Raw genomic sequence first — 18,506 nt, forward strand, 5'->3', positions numbered from 1 at the left:
TGAAGGCTGTGGATGAAAAGACGCGCCCATCGGCAGCGCTATGCACACCACTGCCGGGGGGCGCGTCCATGGCCAGGATCGAGATTGGCCCGGCGAACAGAAGTCAAAAGGCTGACCACCCTGGGAAAAATGTTGGCCTGGGTCAAAAACTTGTCAAAAGTTCATTTCCTGAGCATAGCCGCGCATTGTCGGGTGTGGGAAAAAGACCGCGCCGGCTTCGTTATTTTTTTACACCTATGCAACGATCCGTTGCTGGGCATGGTCGAGATTTGGGTGGTTCAACTTCACGGAGAAGCGCAATGCAAGGGCGCAAGGCAATGCTGATTCTGCACGGTAAGCAGGCGATGAACGAAGAACTGCGCAGCGCCGTGCATGACCTGCGCGGTACCGGTTGGGCACTGGATGTACGTGTTACCTGGGAGGCGGGTGATGCGCAGCGGCTGGTCGGTGAGGCACTTAGCGCGGGCTACAGCCATATTGTCGCCGGTGGTGGGGACGGCACTTTGCGCGACGTGGCCGAAGCCATGGGGCTGGCCGGCGCCGATGCCAGCCTGGCGCTGTTGCCCCTTGGCACTGCCAACGACTTCGCCCGGGCCGCGGGTATACCGCTGGAGCCTGCTGCGGCTCTGGCGTTGTTGAACACACCGGCCCAGGCGATAGACCTGGGCCAGGCTGGGGACCAGTTGTTCCTTAACATGGCCACAGGCGGATTTGGCAGTCAGGTCACCGCCAACACCTCCGAAGACCTGAAAAAAGTGCTGGGGGCGGCGGCCTACCTGTTCACCGGCTTGTCGCGCTTCAGCGAACTGCAGGCAGCTTCGGTGGAACTGCAAGGGCCAGATTTTCAGTGGCAAGGGAGCTTGCTGGCACTCGGTATCGGTAATGGCCGCCAGGCTGGGGGAGGGCAGGTGCTATGCCCTGAAGCGGTGGTGAATGACGGCTTGCTGGACATCGCCATCCTGCCTGCGCCGCAGGAAGTGGTTGGAGCTTTGCGCGATCTGCTGGCCGGCGATGGCCTGTTCATTCGGGCGAGGCTGCCCTGGGTGGAAATCAAGAGTTCGCAGGGGCTGGATATCAACCTCGATGGCGAGCCTTTGCAGGCCGACAACCTGCGCTTTCAGGCCAGGCCAGCCGCGATACGCCTGCACCTGCCGGCCGGGTCGCCATTGCTCAGTCGTCCAGGCTGATGATCTTTTCGCGTACGGCAAACAGCACCAGGCCAGCCACGTCATGAATCTGCAGCCGCTTCATGATTTGCGAACGGTGGGTTTCGACCGTCTTGATAGACAGGCCTAGGCCCGCAGCGATTTCCCGGGTGGACTTGCCGCGCACGATCAGGCGCAGGATCTCCAGTTGCCGGGCCGTGAGGTTATGCCGCTCGCCAGCGGCCTGCTTGCCCGGTTTGGTGTGCCGTAGCGCCTGGTTGATGACGGTGTGGGCGATGGCCGGGCTGAGGTAGCGCTCGCCGTTGCGCACCGCGCTCAGGGCCTGTTCCAGCTCGGTGGCGCTGGTGTCCTTGAGCAGATAGCCGTGGGCGCCGCTTTCCAGCGCCCGCATGATCAGGTCGGGGTCGGTGTGCATCGACAGAATCAGCACTTTGCAGGCGTTGCCGCTGGCACGCAGTTGAGTCAGGGCATCCAGGCCGCTGGTGGAGCGCATTGAAATGTCCAGTAAGACGATGTCGGGCGCCAGCGTGCGCACCTGTTCGAGCAGTTGGCCGCCATCGTCAGCTTCGCCGATCACGTCATAGCCAGGGATGTCACAGACCAGCGCGCGTACCCCGGCGCGGATCAGCGAGTGGTCGTCAACCAGCAGCAGTCTACAGGTCATGGGTGGCAGTACTCCGGGCGCGTTGCTGGCTGCGCGGGGGCCAGGGGAACATCGCTTCGATCTGCGTGCCCAGGCCAGGCTGGCTGGTGATGTCGAGGCTGCCCTGCAACGCGGTTACCCGCTCCTGCATGCCGGCCAGACCGCGCTGGCCTGCCTCGGCCGGGTGCCGGGCCGGAATGAAGCCACGGCCATCGTCGTGGATCGACAGTGCCAGCCCTTCAGGGGTGCGCTGCAGGCGGATGACCAGGTTGTGTGCCTGGGCGTGGCGCAACATGTTGGTCACCGCCTCCTGGGTAATGCGGAACACGGCCATGGCCACGGCTTCGTCGATGCCGCCCAGGCGCTGGTTGCACGCCAGGCTCCAGTGCACGCTGCTGCTGGCCAGCGTACGTACCAGGTGCGCGCGCAGGCTGGCTTCCAGGCCAAGGCTGGCGAGCTGCCGGGGGTTGAGCAGGGCGGACACATCGCGCACGTTGCCCAGGGTGTCATCCAGCGTGCCCCGCAGGGCATCGCAGTGGCTTTGCAGCTCGTCGGGCATACGCCGCTGCAGCCACTGCAACTGCAGCTTCGCAGCGGTCAGCAATTGGCCGATGTCGTCGTGAAGTTCGCGGCTCAGATGCTGACGTTCGTCTTCCTGCACCTTGAGCATGCGCTCGGCCAGTTCGGCCGGGCGCAGGCTGATCGACCTGGCGCCCAGGCCCAGTTGAACGGCGGCGCCCAGCGTGGCGGCCAGCTGCAGCACCAGCAGGCTGGCCGGGATGGCCTGGTTGGCCAGGTACAGCGCCAGGTTCGCAACCAGCGAGGCCACGCACAGCCCGGCCGTCGCCCAACGCAACAGGACGGCGCGGGAGCAGCAACGCAGAGAAGTCTTCAAGCGTGGGAACATAAGTAGGAAAGCCACTGAAGTATTGCTGATGGAGGCCTTGCACAATGCTGGTCAGAGGCTTTGGCGCAGTACTTTCGATGTTTTTTCGAATGCGTGATCTTGCAACCTTGCTTCAGGTTGCAAGCCTTGGTGGGGGCGCATATTACCACTTTGCATTGCATCGGTCGCGGATGGGAAACGCTTTGAAACGCCTGCTGGTCCGGTCTTTTCGGGTAGCAAAGTGCCACCCTTTAATCGTGCAGTACGCACTTGTGCTGTAACTCGCGTGCTCAAGGTTCAACTTGGGCCACTGAAAACCTGGAGAACTTTCCAAGTTTGACCATGGTGGAGCTTGAACAACGGTACTTAGTTGCACTCTGCGTCTTTTAAAGCGCCGGCTTAGAGCGATCAGGGTGGCTGCTGTCTGCCACTTCACCCTGGGTGTGTATGCACTCGCTGCCTTGCTCATCGCATGACGTACAGGCTGACGCAAAAGGTTGTTGCACGACTTTCGCCAACTCACCCAGTAGCACCAGTTGCTCGCCGATGTCCAGGTTCAGCCGCCCGGTTCGGGTGTCGACCAGCTCCAGTTGCCAGGCCAGCAGGGTCAGGCACTCCCCTACCGCGGGTAGGGCTGCACGTTGCAGGCAACCACCGTGGCAGGCCGGGGCAAGCAACTGTTGAAGGGCAGTGGTGTAATGGGCGACTTCACGCAGGCCCAGGCGTGTGGCCTGACGGGCGAGGCTGTCGAGGGCGTTGCCCAGGCAGCGGCAGGCATCCGGATCATTGTCGATCAGTTCCAGATGCTGCAGGCATTCCTGGGCCTGGGTCAGCAGTACCTGGGCATCCAGCAGGAAGCCTTGGAGGGCGTCGTCGAACGATAAGGCAGTGTCCATGGTCAGGTCCCCGCGCGTGGGGTAGGCGCAGGGGACGGGCACGCCAAAACGATAGCTAGCAAAAGCCTGACTCCATTCATGCAGTGAGAATGGCGTCACATTAATGGCTAAAGGATATCGCGAACATCAGGTTGCGCCCGATTGCGACTAAGGGTTTCCCTGATGCGGGGCCGGGGTGGGGAACTTTTTCAGCACACTCGGTTTATCCCGGTGGGCCCGCAGTAAAGCATGATGGTAAAGTGATATCAATTGCCTTTGCGGTATTTTTCCGCAAGGGTCAAGGTGCGCGTGAAACCGCCGATACAGGGTAGATGATTTCACCTTTTCCGACTCAAGCCTGGGGGTTTCCAATGGCTGGCATTCTCGACACGGTAGACCAACGCACGCAATTGGTGGGTGAGAACCGCCTGGAAATTCTGATGTTTCGCCTGGCCGGTCGCCAGTTGTTCGCGATCAACGTGTTCAAGGTGCAGGAGGTGCTGCAACTGCCCAAACTGACCTTGATGCCCCAGCGCCACGCCTTCGTCTGCGGTGTGGTCAACCTGCGCGGGCAGACCCTGCCGGTGATCGACCTGTCCCAGGCGATTGGCATGCGCCCGCTGCAGCCGGGGCCGGACAGCACCATCATCGTCACCGAGTACAACCGCTCGGTGCAGGCCTTCCTGGTGGGTGGTGTGGACCGCATCGTCAACATGAACTGGGAGTCGATCATGCCACCCCCTTCCAGTGCCGGGCGCCAACACTACCTGACAGCCATCACCAAGGTTGATGACAAGTTGGTGGAGGTTATCGACGTAGAGAAGGTGCTGGCCGAGATCGTGCCGTACAACGCCCGGGTCTCCGGCGACAAACTCGCCGACCCGGTGCTGGCCCGGGCGCGTGGCCGCGAGGTGCTGTTGGTGGATGACTCCAGCGTGGCCTTGGCGCAGTTGCGCGATACGCTGTCCCAGTTAGGCGTGAAACTGCATGTGGCCAGTGATGGCCTGAAAGCGCTACGTATGCTCAAGGGCTGGGCCGATGCCGGCGAAGACGTATGCGAGAAGCTGCTGATGGTATTTACCGATGCCGAAATGCCGGAAATGGACGGCTACCGGCTGACCACCGAGATCCGCAGTGATGCACGCCTGCGCCAGCTTTACGTGGTGCTGCACACCTCGCTGTCGGGCAGTTTCAACGAGTCCATGGTGAAAAAGGTGGGTTGCGACAACTTCCTGTCCAAGTTCCAGCCTGATCGCCTGGTCGATGTGGTCAAGCAACGCCTGCTACTGGACACCGCCACTGCGTGAACCCTGGGCCGGCCAGGTATAAGCTTGGCTTTTGGCATGACGCGAGGCAGCAGGGATGTTTCTCAGTGAGTTGTATCGATACCCGGTGAAGTCGGGGCAGGCGCAAAGCCTGCAGGCTTCACCGGTTGGGTTGCTGGGGTTGCAAGGTGACCGGCGCTGGATGGTGGTCGAGGAAGAAAACGGACGCTTCCTGACCCAGCGCGCATGGCCTCAACTTGGCCAGTTACAGGCGTGTGAAGACGACAGCGGCCGGTTGCTGCTGCAGGCGCCCGGGCAGGCACCGTTGCGGGTACCTGTACCCGCTGCCGACGAAGCCCTGCGTGGCGTGACCATTTGGCGCGATACGTTGCGAGTGCCTGATGCAGGCGATGAAGTGGCGGCCTGGCTGAGCGAACTGCTAGGCAAGGCCGTGCGCCTGGTGCATTGCCCGGAGCAGCGTGCGCGCTACCTGCCCAATGGTTATGGTTTCAACAGTGACCGGGCGGCGTTTCCGGATGGTTTCCCCTTGCTGCTGATTGGCCAGGGCTCGCTCGACGAGCTCAGCCGGCGTGTTGGCCGGCCCATGGAGATACTGCGCTTTCGGCCCAACCTGGTGGTGCACGGCGCTGAACCCTTCGCCGAAGATGGCTGGAAGCGGATTCGTGTCGGCAGCTTGGTGTTTCGTGTGCTCAAACCGAGTGTGCGGTGCATCTTTACCACGATTGACCCGGCTACCGGGGAGCGCAGTGCCGATCGGGAGCCGATGGCCACGCTCAAGACCTTTCGCGAGAAGGAGGGGGATGTGCTGTTCGGGCAGAACCTGGCGGTGGATGGGAATGGGTGGCTTGAGGTGGGGATGAAAGTGGAAGTCCTTGAATAACTGTTTGTCCGTATTGGCCCCTTCGCGGGTTTACCTGCGAAGAGGCCGGTTCAGGCTCGGCGAACCTTACATGTCATCGAAATACCGCTCGTGCCAATCCACCAGCGGCTGTGGCGAATTCAACTTCTGCCCGTAGATCACCGAATACGACAGCACGTTTTGCACATACTGGCGTGTTTCGTCGAACGGGATCGACTCCACCCACACATCGAAGCTCAGGTGCTTGGCGCCTTTCAGCCACTGGCGAACGCGCCCGGGCCCTGCGTTGTAGGCCGCCGAAGCCAGCACACGGTTGCCGTTGAACTGGCTGTGCACCTGGCTCAGGTACGCGGCGCCCAGCTGGATGTTCTTGTCCGGGTTCAGTACCTGCGCCGGTGACGCCAGGGGGATGCTGAACTTGCGAGCGGTTTCCTTGGCTGTGGCCGGCATCAGTTGCATCAGGCCGCTGGCACCCACCGGCGAGCGCGCATCCTCCATGAATGCACTTTCCTGGCGGGTGATGGCGAATACCCAGCTCGAATGCAGGCCGCGGACCTTGGCTTCGCGCACCAGTGTGTCGCGGTGGGCCATCGGGAAGCGGATGTCCAGATCGTCCCAATACTGCGCCTGGCTGATGGTGCGGATAGCCGGGAAGTACCAGCGCAGCTCATAGCCCAGGCGCGCCTGGGCAACCATTTCGTCGCGGGTGAAGTGGCGGCTGACGTGGTACCACTCGCGGCGGCCTTCGACGATCTGGCCGCGGGCGTGGAATTCCAGCGCGCGCTGGATGCCGGGTGTGTTGCGTACCTTCTTGACCAGTTGCGGGCTTAGCAGCAGCGGCTTGTTGTTCAACTGGTACGGTGTTTGTGCCCGGTCCGCAGCCAGGAAGCCATAGAAGTCGCGCTCACGCGCCACGGTCTTGTACAGCAGCGGGATCTGCGGGTTGTTCGGATGTGCCAGCTCCAGGCTGCGAGCCTGCCAGTACTTCCAGCGGCTGCTGCTGGCCAGGTCCTGGGGCAGGCGCTTGGTCAGCTCGTAGGCGTCTTCCCAGCGGCCCAGGCGCAGCAACAGGCGCAGGCGCCACTCGCTGACGGTGTTGTCGCGTAGCTCTGGGTCGTAGCGGGTCATCAGGTCGAGGGCGCGCGGGTCGTAGCGGCGTGCCAGGGTCAGGCCGATTTCACGGGCGATGGCCACCTTCTCGTCGCGGGAAAAGTGCATGCGCTGGGCGTAATCGTCCAGCAAGGCCATGGCCCGCTCCGGGTCCTGGCGGGCCAGGCGGCGCAGGCCGAGGCTGACCACGTCGGACATGGCTTCGTTGACCGGGGTGAAGCGCGACGGCTGGTTGAGCAGCTCCGGTTTTTGCGCCACGTCGACCAGCAGGCGCCCTTGCGGGCCGAGGGTGGTCAGGGTCTTGACCAGGTTATTGGCCAGCGCGTAGTTGCGCGCCTGGGCCGCAAGCTTGGTGCGTTCCCAGCGCTTGGCCTCGGTCAGCTGGCCTTCGGCGGCCCACATGCCGAACAGCGTGTCGCACGCGGCAGGTTGTGACTTGCCGACGTTCCACAGTTTATCGGCCGTGGCGTAGCCCTCGGCACGCAACCCATGGCTGAGCTGGTACTGGCCGTTGAGGCAGTCCAGCTCGGTGAAGTTGAGCTTGGGGTCGTAATATTTGACGAAGGTGTCCCACTCGCCCCGTTCGGCCAGCCAGCGCAACCAGCGCAGTTTCATCCAGTTGGCCTGAGGCAGGTCGCCATGCTTGGCGAGGAAGCCTTCGATTTCCTGGTTGCTGGCGCTTTTCAGGCGGGCGGTGAGCTCGTCGTAGGCCAGATAGGGCGTCAGCGGGTAGTCGTTCAGGGCCTGGGCATAACGCAGGTACGGGCCTTTGTCGCCTTTGGCCAGCGCACGCTTGGCCTCGTCGTAGTACTGGCGTTGCAGGGTCAGGTCGGTGGCCTGCGCCGCGCAGGTGGCAGCGGTAAGCAGCAGGCAGGATGCAATATGTAACAGGCGGCTGCGCATGATACGTCCGGGCAGTTGAACCATGGGGAAGTGACGGCGGAGCCAGCACTGTTGAAAGCTATTGCCTTAGCTTAGCTGTTTGCCGGCAGCGGGTGAAAGCACTGTGCTTGTATCGGGATATTAAGTTCGACCAGATGTCGCCAGGCACTCGCCGGTTGGCTTGGCGGATGCCGTCGAGGGCCAAGTCAGGTAGAATGCGCGCCCGATTTATGGAGACCAACATGACCCTGCTCAAATTCAGCGATGTGTCCCTCGCATTCGGCGCCATGCCGCTGCTGGACAAAGTGTCCTGGCAGATCGCTCGTGGCGAGCGGGTGTGCATCATCGGCCGCAACGGCACCGGCAAGTCGAGCATGCTGCGCCTGGTCAAGGGCGAGCAGAAGGGCGATGACGGTGAAATCTGGCGTGCCCCGGGCCTGAAGATCGGCGAATTGCCGCAGGAACTGCCGGTGGCCGACGAACGTACGGTGTTCGATGTGGTGGCCGCTGGCCTGGACGGCGTGGGGGAGTTGCTGGCGCAGTTCCACCACCTGAGCATGAACATCCACGGTGACGAAGACCTGGAAAAGCTCATGCACGTCCAGCACGAGCTGGAAGCCCGTGATGGCTGGCGCCTGCAGCAGGTGGTGGAGAGCACACTCAGCCGCCTGCAACTGCCCGCCGACAAGACCCTGGCCGAGCTGTCCGGTGGCTGGCGCCGCCGGGTGCTGCTGGCTCAGGCGCTGGTGTCCGAGCCCGACCTGTTGCTGCTCGACGAGCCCACCAACCACCTGGACATCGGTGCCATCGCTTGGCTCGAAGAAGCCCTGCGCGGCTTCAACGGTGCGGTGCTGTTCATTACCCACGACCGTTCCTTCCTGCAGAACCTGGCCACACGCATCCTCGAGCTGGACCGTGGCGGCCTGATCGACTGGAACGGCGACTACGCCAGCTTCCTGGTGCACAAGGAGGCCGCACTGGCCGCCGAAGAAACCGCCAATGCGCTGTTCGACAAGCGTCTGGCCCAGGAAGAGGTGTGGATTCGTCAGGGCATCAAGGCCCGTCGTACCCGCAACGAAGGCCGTGTGCGTGCGCTGAAAGCCTTGCGTGTGGAGCGTGGCGAGCGCCGTGAGCGCCAGGGCAAGGCCAATATCCAGATCGAAGCGGCGGAAAAGTCCGGCAAGCAGGTGATGGTGCTGGAAAACGTCAGCTTCCATCACCCTGACGGGCCGATGCTGGTCAAGGACTTCTCCATGGTCCTGCAGCGCGAGGACCGTATCGGTCTGTTGGGCGCCAACGGTACTGGCAAGACGACCTTGCTGAAGATGATGCTCGGCGACCTTGAGCCGACCGCAGGCAAGGTAGAGCGCGGCACCAAGCTCGAAGTGGCCTATTTCGACCAGATGCGCCACCAGCTCGACCTTGAAAAGACCGTGATCGACAACCTGGCCGAAGGCCGTGACTTCATCGAGATCGACGGCCAGAACCGCCACGTGCTGAGCTACCTGGGCGACTTCCTGTTCAGCCCGCAGCGTGCGCGTACGCCGGTCAAGGCGCTGTCGGGTGGTGAGCGTGCGCGCCTGCTGCTGGCCAAGTTGTTCAGCAAACCGGCCAACCTGCTGGTGCTCGACGAACCGACCAACGACCTGGACGTGGAAACCCTCGAGTTGCTCGAAGAGGTGCTGTCCAACTACAAGGGCACTGTGCTGATCGTCAGCCACGACCGGGCCTTCCTCGACAACGTCGTTACCAGCACCCTGGTGTTCGAAGGCGAGGGCAAGGTGCGCGAGTATGTCGGTGGTTATGAGGACTGGATTCGCCAGGGTGGCTCGCCGAAGCTGCTGGGCGTGACCGAGAGCAAGGGCGGCAAGTCGGCCCTCAACAGTGCGGTGGTGGAGAAGGTCGAGGCCAAGCCTGCGCCTGTTGCTGCGCCGGTGGCGGAAGAGGCATCGAAGAAGAAGCTCAGCTATAAGCTGCAGCGTGAGCTGGAGATGCTGCCGGGGCAGATCGACGCGCTGGAGCAGCGCATGGCTGAAGCCCAGGAAGAAGTGAATGCAGCGGGCTTCTATCAGCGGCCGATTGCGGAGACTTCGGCGGTGCTGGCCAAGATCGAGAAGCTGCAGGGTGAGCTGGATGTACTGGTAGAGCGCTGGGCTGAGCTGGAAGGCTGATCAGATTTTAACCTGTACCGGCCTCTTCGCGGGTTTACCCGCGAAGAGGCCGGTACAGGTTAAATCATTCCTTCTTCAGCAACCGCACCGCCAGCACATCACACGGCGCCCCATGCAGCACATCATTGGCCGTGGAACCCAGCAGCAACGCCAGGCCGTGTCGGCCATGGCTGCCGACCACGATCAGGTCGCATTTCTGGTCCTTGGCCAGCTGGTGAATTTCCTGGCGCGGTTGGCCATAGGTCAGGTGTGAGTCGCCGCGGTTGATGCCCGGGTATTTGTTGAACAGGCGGTCCATGCGCTCCTTGGCCTGGTCGAACTGCTGCTGTTGCAGCTGCGACAGGTCCATTGGCACGTCACCGCCGAACGCCATGGCCATCGGTTCGACGATGTGCACCAGCGACACCTTGGCGTTCGAAGGCGCGGCCAGCGCCATGGCGCGTTTGATCACCGGGTCGCATTCTTCGGTCAGGTCGACGGCGACCAACAAATGTTCGTATTGCATGAGCGGTACTCCTGACAATCGCGATAGAAGAAGTATGGTCGCTTTCGGGCGGGTCTTCCGTGAAAAATGGCTAACCAGCTCATTTGCAACGCTTTATGGGATCTACTGATATGACGGTATTGCTGGTGGTGTCAATCCTTGCGCTGATTCTCAGCCCGCTTTCCTGGCTGCGTTCCTCGCGCAAACAGAGCGAGCAGATGAAACTGCGCCTGGAAGCACGGCGCATGGGCCTGGCCATGCAGCTGGCGCCGCAGCAATGGCCGCACTGGTTGGAAAAGGAGCCGCCAAGCCCTTGCCCGCAGTACCACCGCGCCCGGCGCCGTGGGCACGAGGACAGCTTCAGTTTCTGGCAGGTCAGCCCGGGGGTGTGGTGGAACCAGTGGCGTGAACCCTGCGAAGACCCGCGCTTCGTGGAGGCCCTGGCGCGCTTGCCGGCGAGCGTTTACAAGGTCGAGGCGGATGCTCGGATGATCGCGTTGTACTGGACTGAGCGGGGCGATACGGCTGTATTGCAGGATGTTGCCTACGTCCTTGAAACCCTCGCCTGAGTCATGCTCATACGCCTTCTAGGGGCGGGTAGGCATCAGCCCGGTTAATCTGGCCTGAAACGACAAAGCGGCGGCTTGGCAGAACCCTGAAGGGTGGGGTGCCAAGTCGCCGCTTTGCGTTCTGCTGCGCAGAAAAGGCCAGGCAGGCCGGGTATTCATTCAAGCAAGTGGCAGTGTAGCCGCCCGGGGTTGCCGTGCAAGCGGAAAGTTGCAGCACACTGCAAGTGGCTGTGGTCAATCGCTGACATGAATGGCCGGCGATCACTGTCATCATGTTTTGTACCAAGACGATACAAAATGACTGGAAAGTCGCGTTTTCGCCATGCTCGTGAGCATTTGACAACGCCGATCTTTTCGGAGAATGTGTGCACACCCAAATCAAACGGGCGTATGAATTGAGCGTTTGTATGTCGTGACGCCAAGCCATACTTCCGACTAGCGCGCTGACGGGTGTGCCTGGGGCGGGGCAGTTAGGCCTGCTTTTGCTGCAGCGATCGGCGTGTACAGTTCAGCTTCCATATCGTGGAGATCAGTTGATGATTTACGAAGGTAAAGCCATCACGGTTAAGGCTCTTGAAAGTGGCATCGTCGAGCTCAAGTTCGACCTCAAGGGTGAGTCCGTCAACAAGTTCAACCGCCTGACCCTGAACGAGCTGCGCCAGGCCGTCGATGCCATCAAGGCCGATGCCTCGGTCAAGGGCGTGATCGTCAGCAGTGGCAAGGACGTGTTCATCGTCGGCGCCGACATCACCGAGTTCGTCGACAACTTCAAGCTGCCCGAGGCCGAACTGGTCGCCGGCAACCTGGAAGCCAACCGCATCTTCAACGCCTTCGAAGACCTCGAAGTGCCGACCGTTGCCGCCATCAACGGCATCGCCCTGGGTGGTGGCCTGGAAATGTGCCTGGCCGCCGACTACCGGGTCATGTCCACCAGCGCCAAGATCGGCCTGCCGGAAGTCAAGCTGGGTATCTACCCGGGCTTCGGCGGCACTGTGCGTCTGCCACGCCTGATCGGTTCGGACAACGCCATCGAGTGGATTGCCGCCGGCAAGGAAAACCGCGCCGAAGACGCCCTGAAAGTGGGTGCCGTCGACGCTGTGGTCGCCCCTGAGCTACTGCTGGCCGGTGCTCTGGACCTGATCAAGCGCGCCATCAGCGGCGAGCTGGACTACAAAGCCAAGCGCCAGCCGAAGCTGGAAAAGCTCAAGCTCAATGCCATCGAACAGATGATGGCCTTCGAAACCGCCAAGGGCTTCGTCGCTGGCCAGGCCGGCCCGAATTACCCTGCACCGGTCGAAGCCATCAAGACCATCCAGAAAGCTGCCAACTTCGGCCGCGACAAGGCGCTGGAGGTCGAAGCCGCAGGCTTTGCCAAGCTGGCCAAGACCTCGGTTGCCGAAAGCCTCATCGGCTTGTTCCTGAACGATCAGGAGCTCAAGCGCAAGGCCAAGGCGCATGACGAAATCGCCCACGACGTGAAGCAGGCTGCCGTGCTCGGCGCTGGCATCATGGGTGGCGGTATCGCTTACCAGTCGGCGGTCAAGGGCACCCCGATCCTGATGAAGGATATCCGCGAGGAAGCCATCCAGCTGGGCCTTAACGAGGCTTCCAAGCTGCTCGGCAACCGCGTCGAGAAGGGCCGCCTGACCCCGGCCAAGATGGCCGAGGCGCTCAACGCCATTCGCCCGACCCTGTCCTATGGCGATTTCGCCAATGTCGACATCGTCGTCGAAGCCGTGGTCGAGAACCCGAAAGTGAAGCAGGCCGTGCTGGCTGAGGTGGAAGGCCAGGTGAAGGATGATGCGATTCTCGCCTCCAACACCTCGACCATCTCCATCAACCTGCTGGCCAAGGCGCTCAAGCGCCCGGAAAACTTCGTCGGCATGCACTTCTTCAACCCGGTGCACATGATGCCGCTGGTGGAAGTGATCCGAGGCGAGAAATCCAGTGAAGTGGCGGTCGCCACCACCGTGGCCTACGCCAAGAAAATGGGCAAGAACCCGATCGTGGTCAACGACTGCCCGGGCTTCTTGGTCAACCGTGTGCTGTTCCCGTACTTCGGCGGCTTTGCCAAGCTGGTCAGCGCCGGTGTCGACTTCGTGCGTATCGACAAGGTGATGGAAAAGTTCGGCTGGCCAATGGGCCCGGCGTACCTGATGGACGTGGTCGGCATCGACACCGGCCACCACGGCCGCGACGTGATGGCCGAAGGCTTCCCGGACCGCATGAAAGACGAGCGCCGCTCGGCCGTCGACGCGCTGTACGAAGCCAACCGCCTGGGCCAGAAGAACGGCAAGGGCTTCTATGCCTACGAAACCGACAAGCGCGGCAAGCCGAAAAAAGTCTTCGACGCCACCGTCCTGGACGTGCTCAAGCCGGTCGTCTTCGAGCAGCGTGAAGTCACCGACGAAGACATCATCAACTGGATGATGGTCCCGCTGTGCCTGGAGACCGTGCGTTGCCTGGAAGACGGTATTGTCGAAACCGCCGCCGAAGCCGACATGGGCCTGGTCTACGGCATTGGTTTCCCTCCCTTCCGCGGTGGTGCGCTGCGCTACATCGACTCGATCGGTGTGGCCGAATTCGTTGCCCTGGCCGATCAGTACGCCGACCTGGGGCCGCTGTACCACCCGACCGCCAAGCTGCGTGAAATGGCCAAGAACGGCCAGCGCTTCTTCAACTGAGCGGTCAACGAGCTAGAGCGAGAGATTTGATATGAGCCTGAATCCAAGAGACGTGGTGATTGTCGACTTCGGTCGCACGCCAATGGGCCGCTCCAAGGGTGGCATGCACCGCAATACCCGCGCCGAAGACATGTCGGCGCACCTGATCAGCAAGCTGCTGGAGCGCAACGACAAGGTCGACCCGAAAGAGGTCGAGGACGTGATCTGGGGCTGCGTCAACCAGACCCTGGAGCAGGGCTGGAACATCGCCCGCATGGCCTCGCTGATGACCCAGATCCCGCACACCTCCGCAGCCCAGACCGTCAGCCGTCTGTGTGGCTCGTCGATGAGCGCGCTGCACACGGCTGCCCAGGCGATCATGACCGGCAACGGTGATGTGTTCGTGGTTGGTGGCGTGGAGCACATGGGCCACGTCAGCATGATGCACGGCGTCGACCCCAACCCGCACCTGTCCTTGCACGCCGCCAAGGCTTCCGGGATGATGGGCCTGACTGCGGAAATGCTCGGCAAGATGCACGGCATCACCCGTGAGCAACAGGACCTGTTCGGCCTGCGTTCGCACCAGCTGGCCCACAAGGCCACGGTCGAAGGCAAGTTCAAGGACGAGATCATCCCGATGCAGGGCTACGACGAGAACGGCTTCCTGAAGGTGTTCGATTTCGACGAAACCATTCGCCCGGAAACCACCCTCGAAGGCCTGGCATCGCTCAAGCCTGCGTTCAACCCGAAAGGCGGCACCGTTACTGCCGGTACCTCGTCGCAGATCACCGACGGCGCCTCGTGCATGATCGTGATGTCTGGCCAGCGCGCCATGGACCTGGGCATCCAGCCATTGGCGGTGATTCGTTCGATGGCGGTGGCCGGTGTCGACCCGGCAATCATGGGCTATGGCCCGGTGCCGTCGACTCAGAAAGCCCTCAAGCGTGCCGGCCTGACCATGGCCGATATCGACTTCATCGAGCTCAATGAAGCCTTCGCCGCACAGGCCCTGCCAGTGCTGAAAGACTTGAAAGTGCTCGACAAGATGGATGAGAAGGTTAACCTGCACGGCGGCGCCATTGCCTTGGGCCACCCGTTCGGTTGCTCCGGGGCACGTATTTCGGGCACCCTGCTCAACGTCATGAAGCAGAATGGCGGTACCCTGGGGGTGGCGACCATGTGCGTCGGCCTCGGCCAAGGTATCACCACTGTCTTCGAACGCGTCTGATCGCGTAGCGGGACAGCAGCCGGGGCCTTGTGCCCCGGTTTTTGTTTTTTTCAGGTTCAAGTCAAGAGGGTGGGCAACATGCAGATACAACCAGGCGTATACCGGCATTACAAAGGGCCTGAGTACCGTGTCTTCAGTGTTGCACGGCACTCCGAGAGCGAAGAGTGGATGGTGTTCTACCAGTGCCTGTATGGTGATTACAGCTTCTGGGTACGGCCACTTTCGATGTTCCAGGAGTCTGTCGAGGTTGACGGCGAGCAGGTGCCACGCTTTGCTTTGGTCAAGGCCGAAGAGGGGCTGCCTGGGTTGCTGGGCAAGTCGCACGCATGATCGTTCGAGCTTGACCTCACACTTTTGCCACTATATATAGCGGTGCCGCGTCTGGCACCTGACGCGTTTTTCATCTTCAGATTCAGGAATACTCCGATCCATGGGCAAATCGCTGGTCATTGTGGAATCCCCGGCCAAGGCCAAGACCATCAACAAGTACCTGGGCAACCAGTACGTGGTGAAGTCGAGTATCGGCCATATCCGAGACCTCCCCACCAGCGGTTCGGCCAGCGCGAGCAAAGAGCCAGCCGCCAAGCGTGGCAAGGCCGCGGGTGAGGCTCCGGCCCTTTCGCCAAAAGAAAAGGCCCGTCGCCAGCTGGTGGCACGCATGGGTGTCGACCCTGACCATGGCTGGAAGGCCAAGTACGAGATCCTGCCTGGCAAGGAAAAGGTGATCGAAGAGCTGCGCCGCCTGGCCAAGGATGCCGACACCATCTATCTCGCAACCGACTTGGACCGCGAAGGGGAAGCCATTGCCTGGCACCTGCGCGAAGCCATCGGTGGTGACGACACCCGCTACAAGCGCGTGGTGTTCAACGAAATTACCAAGAAGGCCATCCAGGATGCCTTCTCGCAGCCAGGCGAGCTGGATATCGACCGGGTCAACGCCCAGCAGGCGCGCCGTTTCCTCGACCGTGTGGTCGGTTACATGGTTTCGCCGCTGCTGTGGGCCAAGATTGCCCGCGGCCTGTCTGCCGGCCGCGTGCAGTCGGTGGCGGTAAAGCTGGTGGTGGAGCGCGAGCGCGAAATCCGCGCGTTCATCCCGGAAGAGTACTGGGAGATCCACGCCGACCTGGGCACCGCCAAAAACGCCAAGGTGCGTTTCGAGGTGGCGCGCGAGAAGGGGGAGGCGTTCAAACCGCTGAACGAAGCCCAGGCCATGGCGGCGCTGGAGAAGCTCAAGGCTTCCAGCTACAGCGTGGTCAAGCGTGAAGACCGCCCGACCAGCAGCAAGCCATCGGCACCGTTCATTACCTCCACCCTGCAGCAGGCGGCCAGTAACCGCCTGGGCTTCGGGGTGAAGAAAACCATGATGATGGCCCAGCGTTTGTACGAAGCCGGCTACATCACGTATATGCGTACCGACTCGACCAACCTGTCGGCCGATGCCCTGGACATGGCGCGCAGCTACATCGAGCGCGAGTTCGGCAAGCAGTACCTGCCGGAAGCACCGCTGGTATACGGCAGCAAGGAAGGTGCTCAGGAAGCGCACGAAGCGATTCGTCCTTCTGACGTGAATACCCACCCGACCAAGCTCAGTGGCATGGAGCGTGACGCCGAGCGCCTGTACGAGCTGATCTGGCGCCAGTTCCTGGCCTGCCAGATGCCGCCGGCGCAGTACCTGTCCACCAGCGTCACCGTGGCGGCTGGCGACTTCGAGCTGCGTGCCAAGGGCCGCATTCTCAAGTTCGACGGTTACACCCGCGTGCTGCCACAGCAGAGCAAGCCGGGCGAAGACGACGTGCTGCCAGAAATGGTCCAGGGCGAAGCGCTGAAGCTGATCCAGATCGACCCGAGCCAGCACTTCACCAAGCCGCCGGCGCGCTTCACCGAAGCCAGCCTGGTCAAGGAAATGGAAAAGCGCGGCATTGGTCGCCCGTCGACCTATGCGGCGATCATCTCGACCATCCAGGACCGTGGCTATGTGACCTTGCACAACCGCCGCTTCTATTCCGAGAAGATGGGCGACATCGTGACCGAGCGGTTGTCCGAGAGTTTCTCCAATCTGATGGACTACGGCTTTACCGCCGACATGGAAGAGAACCTCGACGACGTAGCCCAAGGCGAGCGTGACTGGAAGAACGTGCTCGACGAGTTCTACGGCGATTTCAGCAAGAAGCTGCAGACTGCCGAGTCCAGCGAAAACGGCATGCGCGCCAACCAGCCGACCATGACCAACATTGCCTGCAAGGAATGTGGCCGGCCGATGATGATCCGCACCGCTTCCACGGGTGTGTTCCTGGGTTGCTCGGGTTACAGCCTGCCGCCGAAAGAGCGCTGCAAGGCCACCGTCAATCTGGTGCCGGGTGACGAGATTGCCGCTGATGACGAGGGTGAGTCGGAGTCGCGCGTGCTGCTGGGCAAGCACCGCTGCCCGATTTGCGCCACGGCGATGGACGCCTACCTGCTGGACGAGAAGCACAAGCTGCACATCTGCGGCAACAACCCGGATTGCGCCGGCTACGAGATCGAGGAAGGCAACTACCGCATCAAGGGCTACGAAGGGCCTAGCCTGGAGTGCGACAAGTGCGGCAGCGAGATGCAATTGAAAACCGGCCGGTTCGGCAAGTTCTTCGGTTGCACCAACCCGGCATGCAAGAATACCCGCAAGCTGCTCAAGAGCGGCGAGGCTGCGCCACCGAAGATGGACAAGGTGGACATGCCTGAACTCAAGTGCGAAAAGGTCGACGACACCTACGTGCTGCGTGACGGCGCTTCGGGGTTGTTCCTGGCGGCTAGCCAGTTCCCGAAAAACCGCGAAACCCGTGCGCCGTTGGTGCTGGAGATTGTGCCGCACAAGCATGAGATCGACCCCAAGTACCACTTCCTGTGCGAAGCGCCCCAGAAAGACCCGGAAGGCCGCCCGGCGGTAATCCGCTACAGCCGCAAGACCAAGGAGCAGTACGTGCAGTCCGAGGTTGATGGCAAGCCGACCGGCTGGAAGGCGTTCTACGACGGGAATGCGTGGAAGGTTGAAGACAAGCGCTGATTCTTCAGTGCAGCAATTGGGGCCGCTTTGCGGCCCCAATCATTTATGATGCATGTACTCGCCTTGCAGCCTTAGGGAGGCCACTGAAATGGCCCAGGAACTGTATACCCGTACCAACCAGAAACTGTTCTTCGCCGGCCTCGCCCTGGAGTCCATGGCCAAGGCCGAGCAAAGCCAGGCCATGAACGCTCAAGGCCTGGTGCAGGCTGAACGCGAATCGGCGCTGTTCCATCTGTACGGCGCGCTGCTGGGCCTGTGTCATGAGATCGGCGGCTTCTACCGCCTGCCGGTTGTTGCAACGGTCGAGCAAGCCCTGGCTGACGATGCCTTGAACGGCATCGCCATCCCGGAAGTGGCTGAGCTACTGGAAATCGCCCGCCAGCGCGAAACCTGGCTGGCGCAAATGCTGGGTGCTTATGCCGATTTGTTCCGACCACCTGTCGCGAAGAAGGCGCCGAAAACTGACGTTACCCAACCCCTGATCCAGGCCGTCAATCTCGATGAGCCCGAGCATCCTGCACTGTCGCGTGCCGAGCTGGAAAGCTGGCGCAGCAACCTCAAGGGCTTGGTGAGACGTTTCCGCGATGCGTTGAGTGAGTGCTGATAGCCGCAACGGCTGATACACTAGCGGCCTTTCGCGGAGA

At 61.8% G+C, this 18,506-nt stretch carries 15 protein-coding genes; 10 read left to right on the forward strand and 5 right to left on the reverse strand.

The window, feature by feature from the left end:
• Window positions 1–299 precede the first annotated feature (299 nt).
• Window positions 300–1,187, forward strand: a complete 888-nt coding sequence (yegS, locus tag D906_RS21170; RefSeq protein ID WP_027615680.1) for a lipid kinase YegS — start codon at window positions 300–302, stop codon at window positions 1,185–1,187.
• Here the strand turns inward: yegS and D906_RS21175 are convergent.
• The 3 genes from D906_RS21175 to D906_RS21185 all read right to left on the reverse strand — a co-directional run bounded on the left by D906_RS21175 (window position 1,171) and on the right by D906_RS21185 (window position 3,591).
• Window positions 1,171–1,830 carry a response regulator transcription factor gene (locus D906_RS21175; protein WP_019096195.1) on the reverse strand — a complete coding sequence of 220 codons (660 nt, stop codon included), beginning with the start codon at window positions 1,828–1,830 and terminating at the stop codon, window positions 1,171–1,173. The two genes, yegS and D906_RS21175, sit on opposite strands and share 17 nt — an antisense overlap.
• Window positions 1,820–2,716, reverse strand: a complete 897-nt coding sequence (locus D906_RS21180) for a sensor histidine kinase (RefSeq protein ID WP_027615681.1) — start codon at window positions 2,714–2,716, stop codon at window positions 1,820–1,822. Before D906_RS21180 ends, D906_RS21175 begins: the two co-directional genes overlap by 11 nt.
• Before the next feature lie 365 nt (window positions 2,717–3,081).
• On the reverse strand, window positions 3,082–3,591 hold the full coding sequence (locus tag D906_RS21185) for a hypothetical protein (protein ID WP_025754465.1): 510 nt from the start codon (window positions 3,589–3,591) through the stop codon (window positions 3,082–3,084).
• Window positions 3,592–3,941: 350 nt separating this feature from the next.
• Here D906_RS21185 and D906_RS21190 point away from each other — a divergent pair, with 350 nt between their 5' ends.
• Together D906_RS21190 and D906_RS21195 are read left to right on the forward strand one after the other, a co-directional pair.
• Window positions 3,942–4,877 carry a chemotaxis protein CheV gene (locus D906_RS21190; RefSeq protein ID WP_016714890.1) on the forward strand — a complete coding sequence of 312 codons (936 nt, stop codon included), beginning with the start codon at window positions 3,942–3,944 and terminating at the stop codon, window positions 4,875–4,877.
• A gap of 55 nt (window positions 4,878–4,932) precedes the next feature.
• The gene (locus D906_RS21195) at window positions 4,933–5,736 is read left to right on the forward strand and encodes an MOSC domain-containing protein (protein WP_019096198.1); all 804 of its coding nucleotides are present in this window, start codon (window positions 4,933–4,935) and stop codon (window positions 5,734–5,736) included.
• Between the two features lie 66 nt (window positions 5,737–5,802).
• On the opposite strand, the gene D906_RS21200 is transcribed toward D906_RS21195, so the two are convergent.
• Entirely contained in the window at window positions 5,803–7,728 is a 1,926-nt protein-coding gene (locus D906_RS21200) for a transglycosylase SLT domain-containing protein (RefSeq protein ID WP_025754464.1), read from the reverse strand.
• A 221-nt stretch (window positions 7,729–7,949) separates the two neighbouring features.
• On the opposite strand from D906_RS21200, the gene D906_RS21205 reads away from it, so the two are divergent.
• Window positions 7,950–9,878, forward strand: a complete 1,929-nt coding sequence (locus tag D906_RS21205; protein WP_027615682.1) for an ATP-binding cassette domain-containing protein — start codon at window positions 7,950–7,952, stop codon at window positions 9,876–9,878.
• Between the two features lie 64 nt (window positions 9,879–9,942).
• Here the strand turns inward: D906_RS21205 and D906_RS21210 are convergent, their stop codons facing one another.
• A complete protein-coding gene (locus D906_RS21210; RefSeq protein ID WP_019096201.1) occupies window positions 9,943–10,383 on the reverse strand; it encodes a universal stress protein in 441 nt (146 codons plus the stop codon).
• 110 nt (window positions 10,384–10,493) lie between these two features.
• Between D906_RS21210 and D906_RS21215 the strand changes: the two genes are divergently transcribed.
• The 6 genes from D906_RS21215 (at window position 10,494) to D906_RS21240 (ending at window position 18,466) form a co-directional block, all read left to right on the forward strand.
• Window positions 10,494–10,931: a hypothetical protein gene (locus D906_RS21215; RefSeq protein ID WP_019096202.1), complete on the forward strand. Its 438-nt coding sequence runs from the start codon at window positions 10,494–10,496 to the stop codon at window positions 10,929–10,931.
• 536 nt (window positions 10,932–11,467) lie between these two features.
• A complete protein-coding gene (gene fadB / locus D906_RS21220) occupies window positions 11,468–13,615 on the forward strand; it encodes a fatty acid oxidation complex subunit alpha FadB (protein WP_025754462.1) in 2,148 nt (715 codons plus the stop codon).
• 31 nt (window positions 13,616–13,646) lie between these two features.
• Complete coding sequence (fadA, locus tag D906_RS21225; protein WP_013971712.1) at window positions 13,647–14,822, forward strand: acetyl-CoA C-acyltransferase FadA; 1,176 nt, start codon at window positions 13,647–13,649, stop codon at window positions 14,820–14,822.
• A gap of 78 nt (window positions 14,823–14,900) precedes the next feature.
• Window positions 14,901–15,152 (forward strand): DUF1653 domain-containing protein, encoded by a 252-nt coding sequence (locus tag D906_RS21230; RefSeq protein ID WP_025754461.1) that lies wholly within the window; start codon window positions 14,901–14,903, stop codon window positions 15,150–15,152.
• 100 nt (window positions 15,153–15,252) lie between these two features.
• Window positions 15,253–17,862, forward strand: coding sequence for a type I DNA topoisomerase (topA, locus tag D906_RS21235; protein WP_025754460.1), 2,610 nt, complete (start codon window positions 15,253–15,255; stop codon window positions 17,860–17,862).
• Window positions 17,863–17,950: 88 nt separating this feature from the next.
• Entirely contained in the window at window positions 17,951–18,466 is a 516-nt protein-coding gene (locus D906_RS21240) for a DUF6586 family protein (protein WP_019096206.1), read from the forward strand.
• Window positions 18,467–18,506 lie beyond the last annotated feature (40 nt).

Origin of the sequence: Pseudomonas sp. LAIL14HWK12:I1 (genome assembly GCF_003202095.1) — a bacterium.
GTDB classification, from domain to species: domain Bacteria; phylum Pseudomonadota; class Gammaproteobacteria; order Pseudomonadales; family Pseudomonadaceae; genus Aquipseudomonas; species Aquipseudomonas monteilii.

Coding starts and splice junctions, on each gene's coding strand:
- yegS (WP_027615680.1), top strand. CDS start 300: ATGCAAGGGCGCAAGGCAATGCTGATTCTGCACGGTAAGCAGGCGATG.
- D906_RS21175 (WP_019096195.1), bottom strand. CDS start 1,830: ATGACCTGTAGACTGCTGCTGGTTGACGACCACTCGCTGATCCGCGCC.
- D906_RS21180 (WP_027615681.1), bottom strand. CDS start 2,716: ATGTTCCCACGCTTGAAGACTTCTCTGCGTTGCTGCTCCCGCGCCGTC.
- D906_RS21185 (WP_025754465.1), bottom strand. CDS start 3,591: ATGGACACTGCCTTATCGTTCGACGACGCCCTCCAAGGCTTCCTGCTG.
- D906_RS21190 (WP_016714890.1), top strand. CDS start 3,942: ATGGCTGGCATTCTCGACACGGTAGACCAACGCACGCAATTGGTGGGT.
- D906_RS21195 (WP_019096198.1), top strand. CDS start 4,933: ATGTTTCTCAGTGAGTTGTATCGATACCCGGTGAAGTCGGGGCAGGCG.
- D906_RS21200 (WP_025754464.1), bottom strand. CDS start 7,728: ATGCGCAGCCGCCTGTTACATATTGCATCCTGCCTGCTGCTTACCGCT.
- D906_RS21205 (WP_027615682.1), top strand. CDS start 7,950: ATGACCCTGCTCAAATTCAGCGATGTGTCCCTCGCATTCGGCGCCATG.
- D906_RS21210 (WP_019096201.1), bottom strand. CDS start 10,383: ATGCAATACGAACATTTGTTGGTCGCCGTCGACCTGACCGAAGAATGC.
- D906_RS21215 (WP_019096202.1), top strand. CDS start 10,494: ATGACGGTATTGCTGGTGGTGTCAATCCTTGCGCTGATTCTCAGCCCG.
- fadB (WP_025754462.1), top strand. CDS start 11,468: ATGATTTACGAAGGTAAAGCCATCACGGTTAAGGCTCTTGAAAGTGGC.
- fadA (WP_013971712.1), top strand. CDS start 13,647: ATGAGCCTGAATCCAAGAGACGTGGTGATTGTCGACTTCGGTCGCACG.
- D906_RS21230 (WP_025754461.1), top strand. CDS start 14,901: ATGCAGATACAACCAGGCGTATACCGGCATTACAAAGGGCCTGAGTAC.
- topA (WP_025754460.1), top strand. CDS start 15,253: ATGGGCAAATCGCTGGTCATTGTGGAATCCCCGGCCAAGGCCAAGACC.
- D906_RS21240 (WP_019096206.1), top strand. CDS start 17,951: ATGGCCCAGGAACTGTATACCCGTACCAACCAGAAACTGTTCTTCGCC.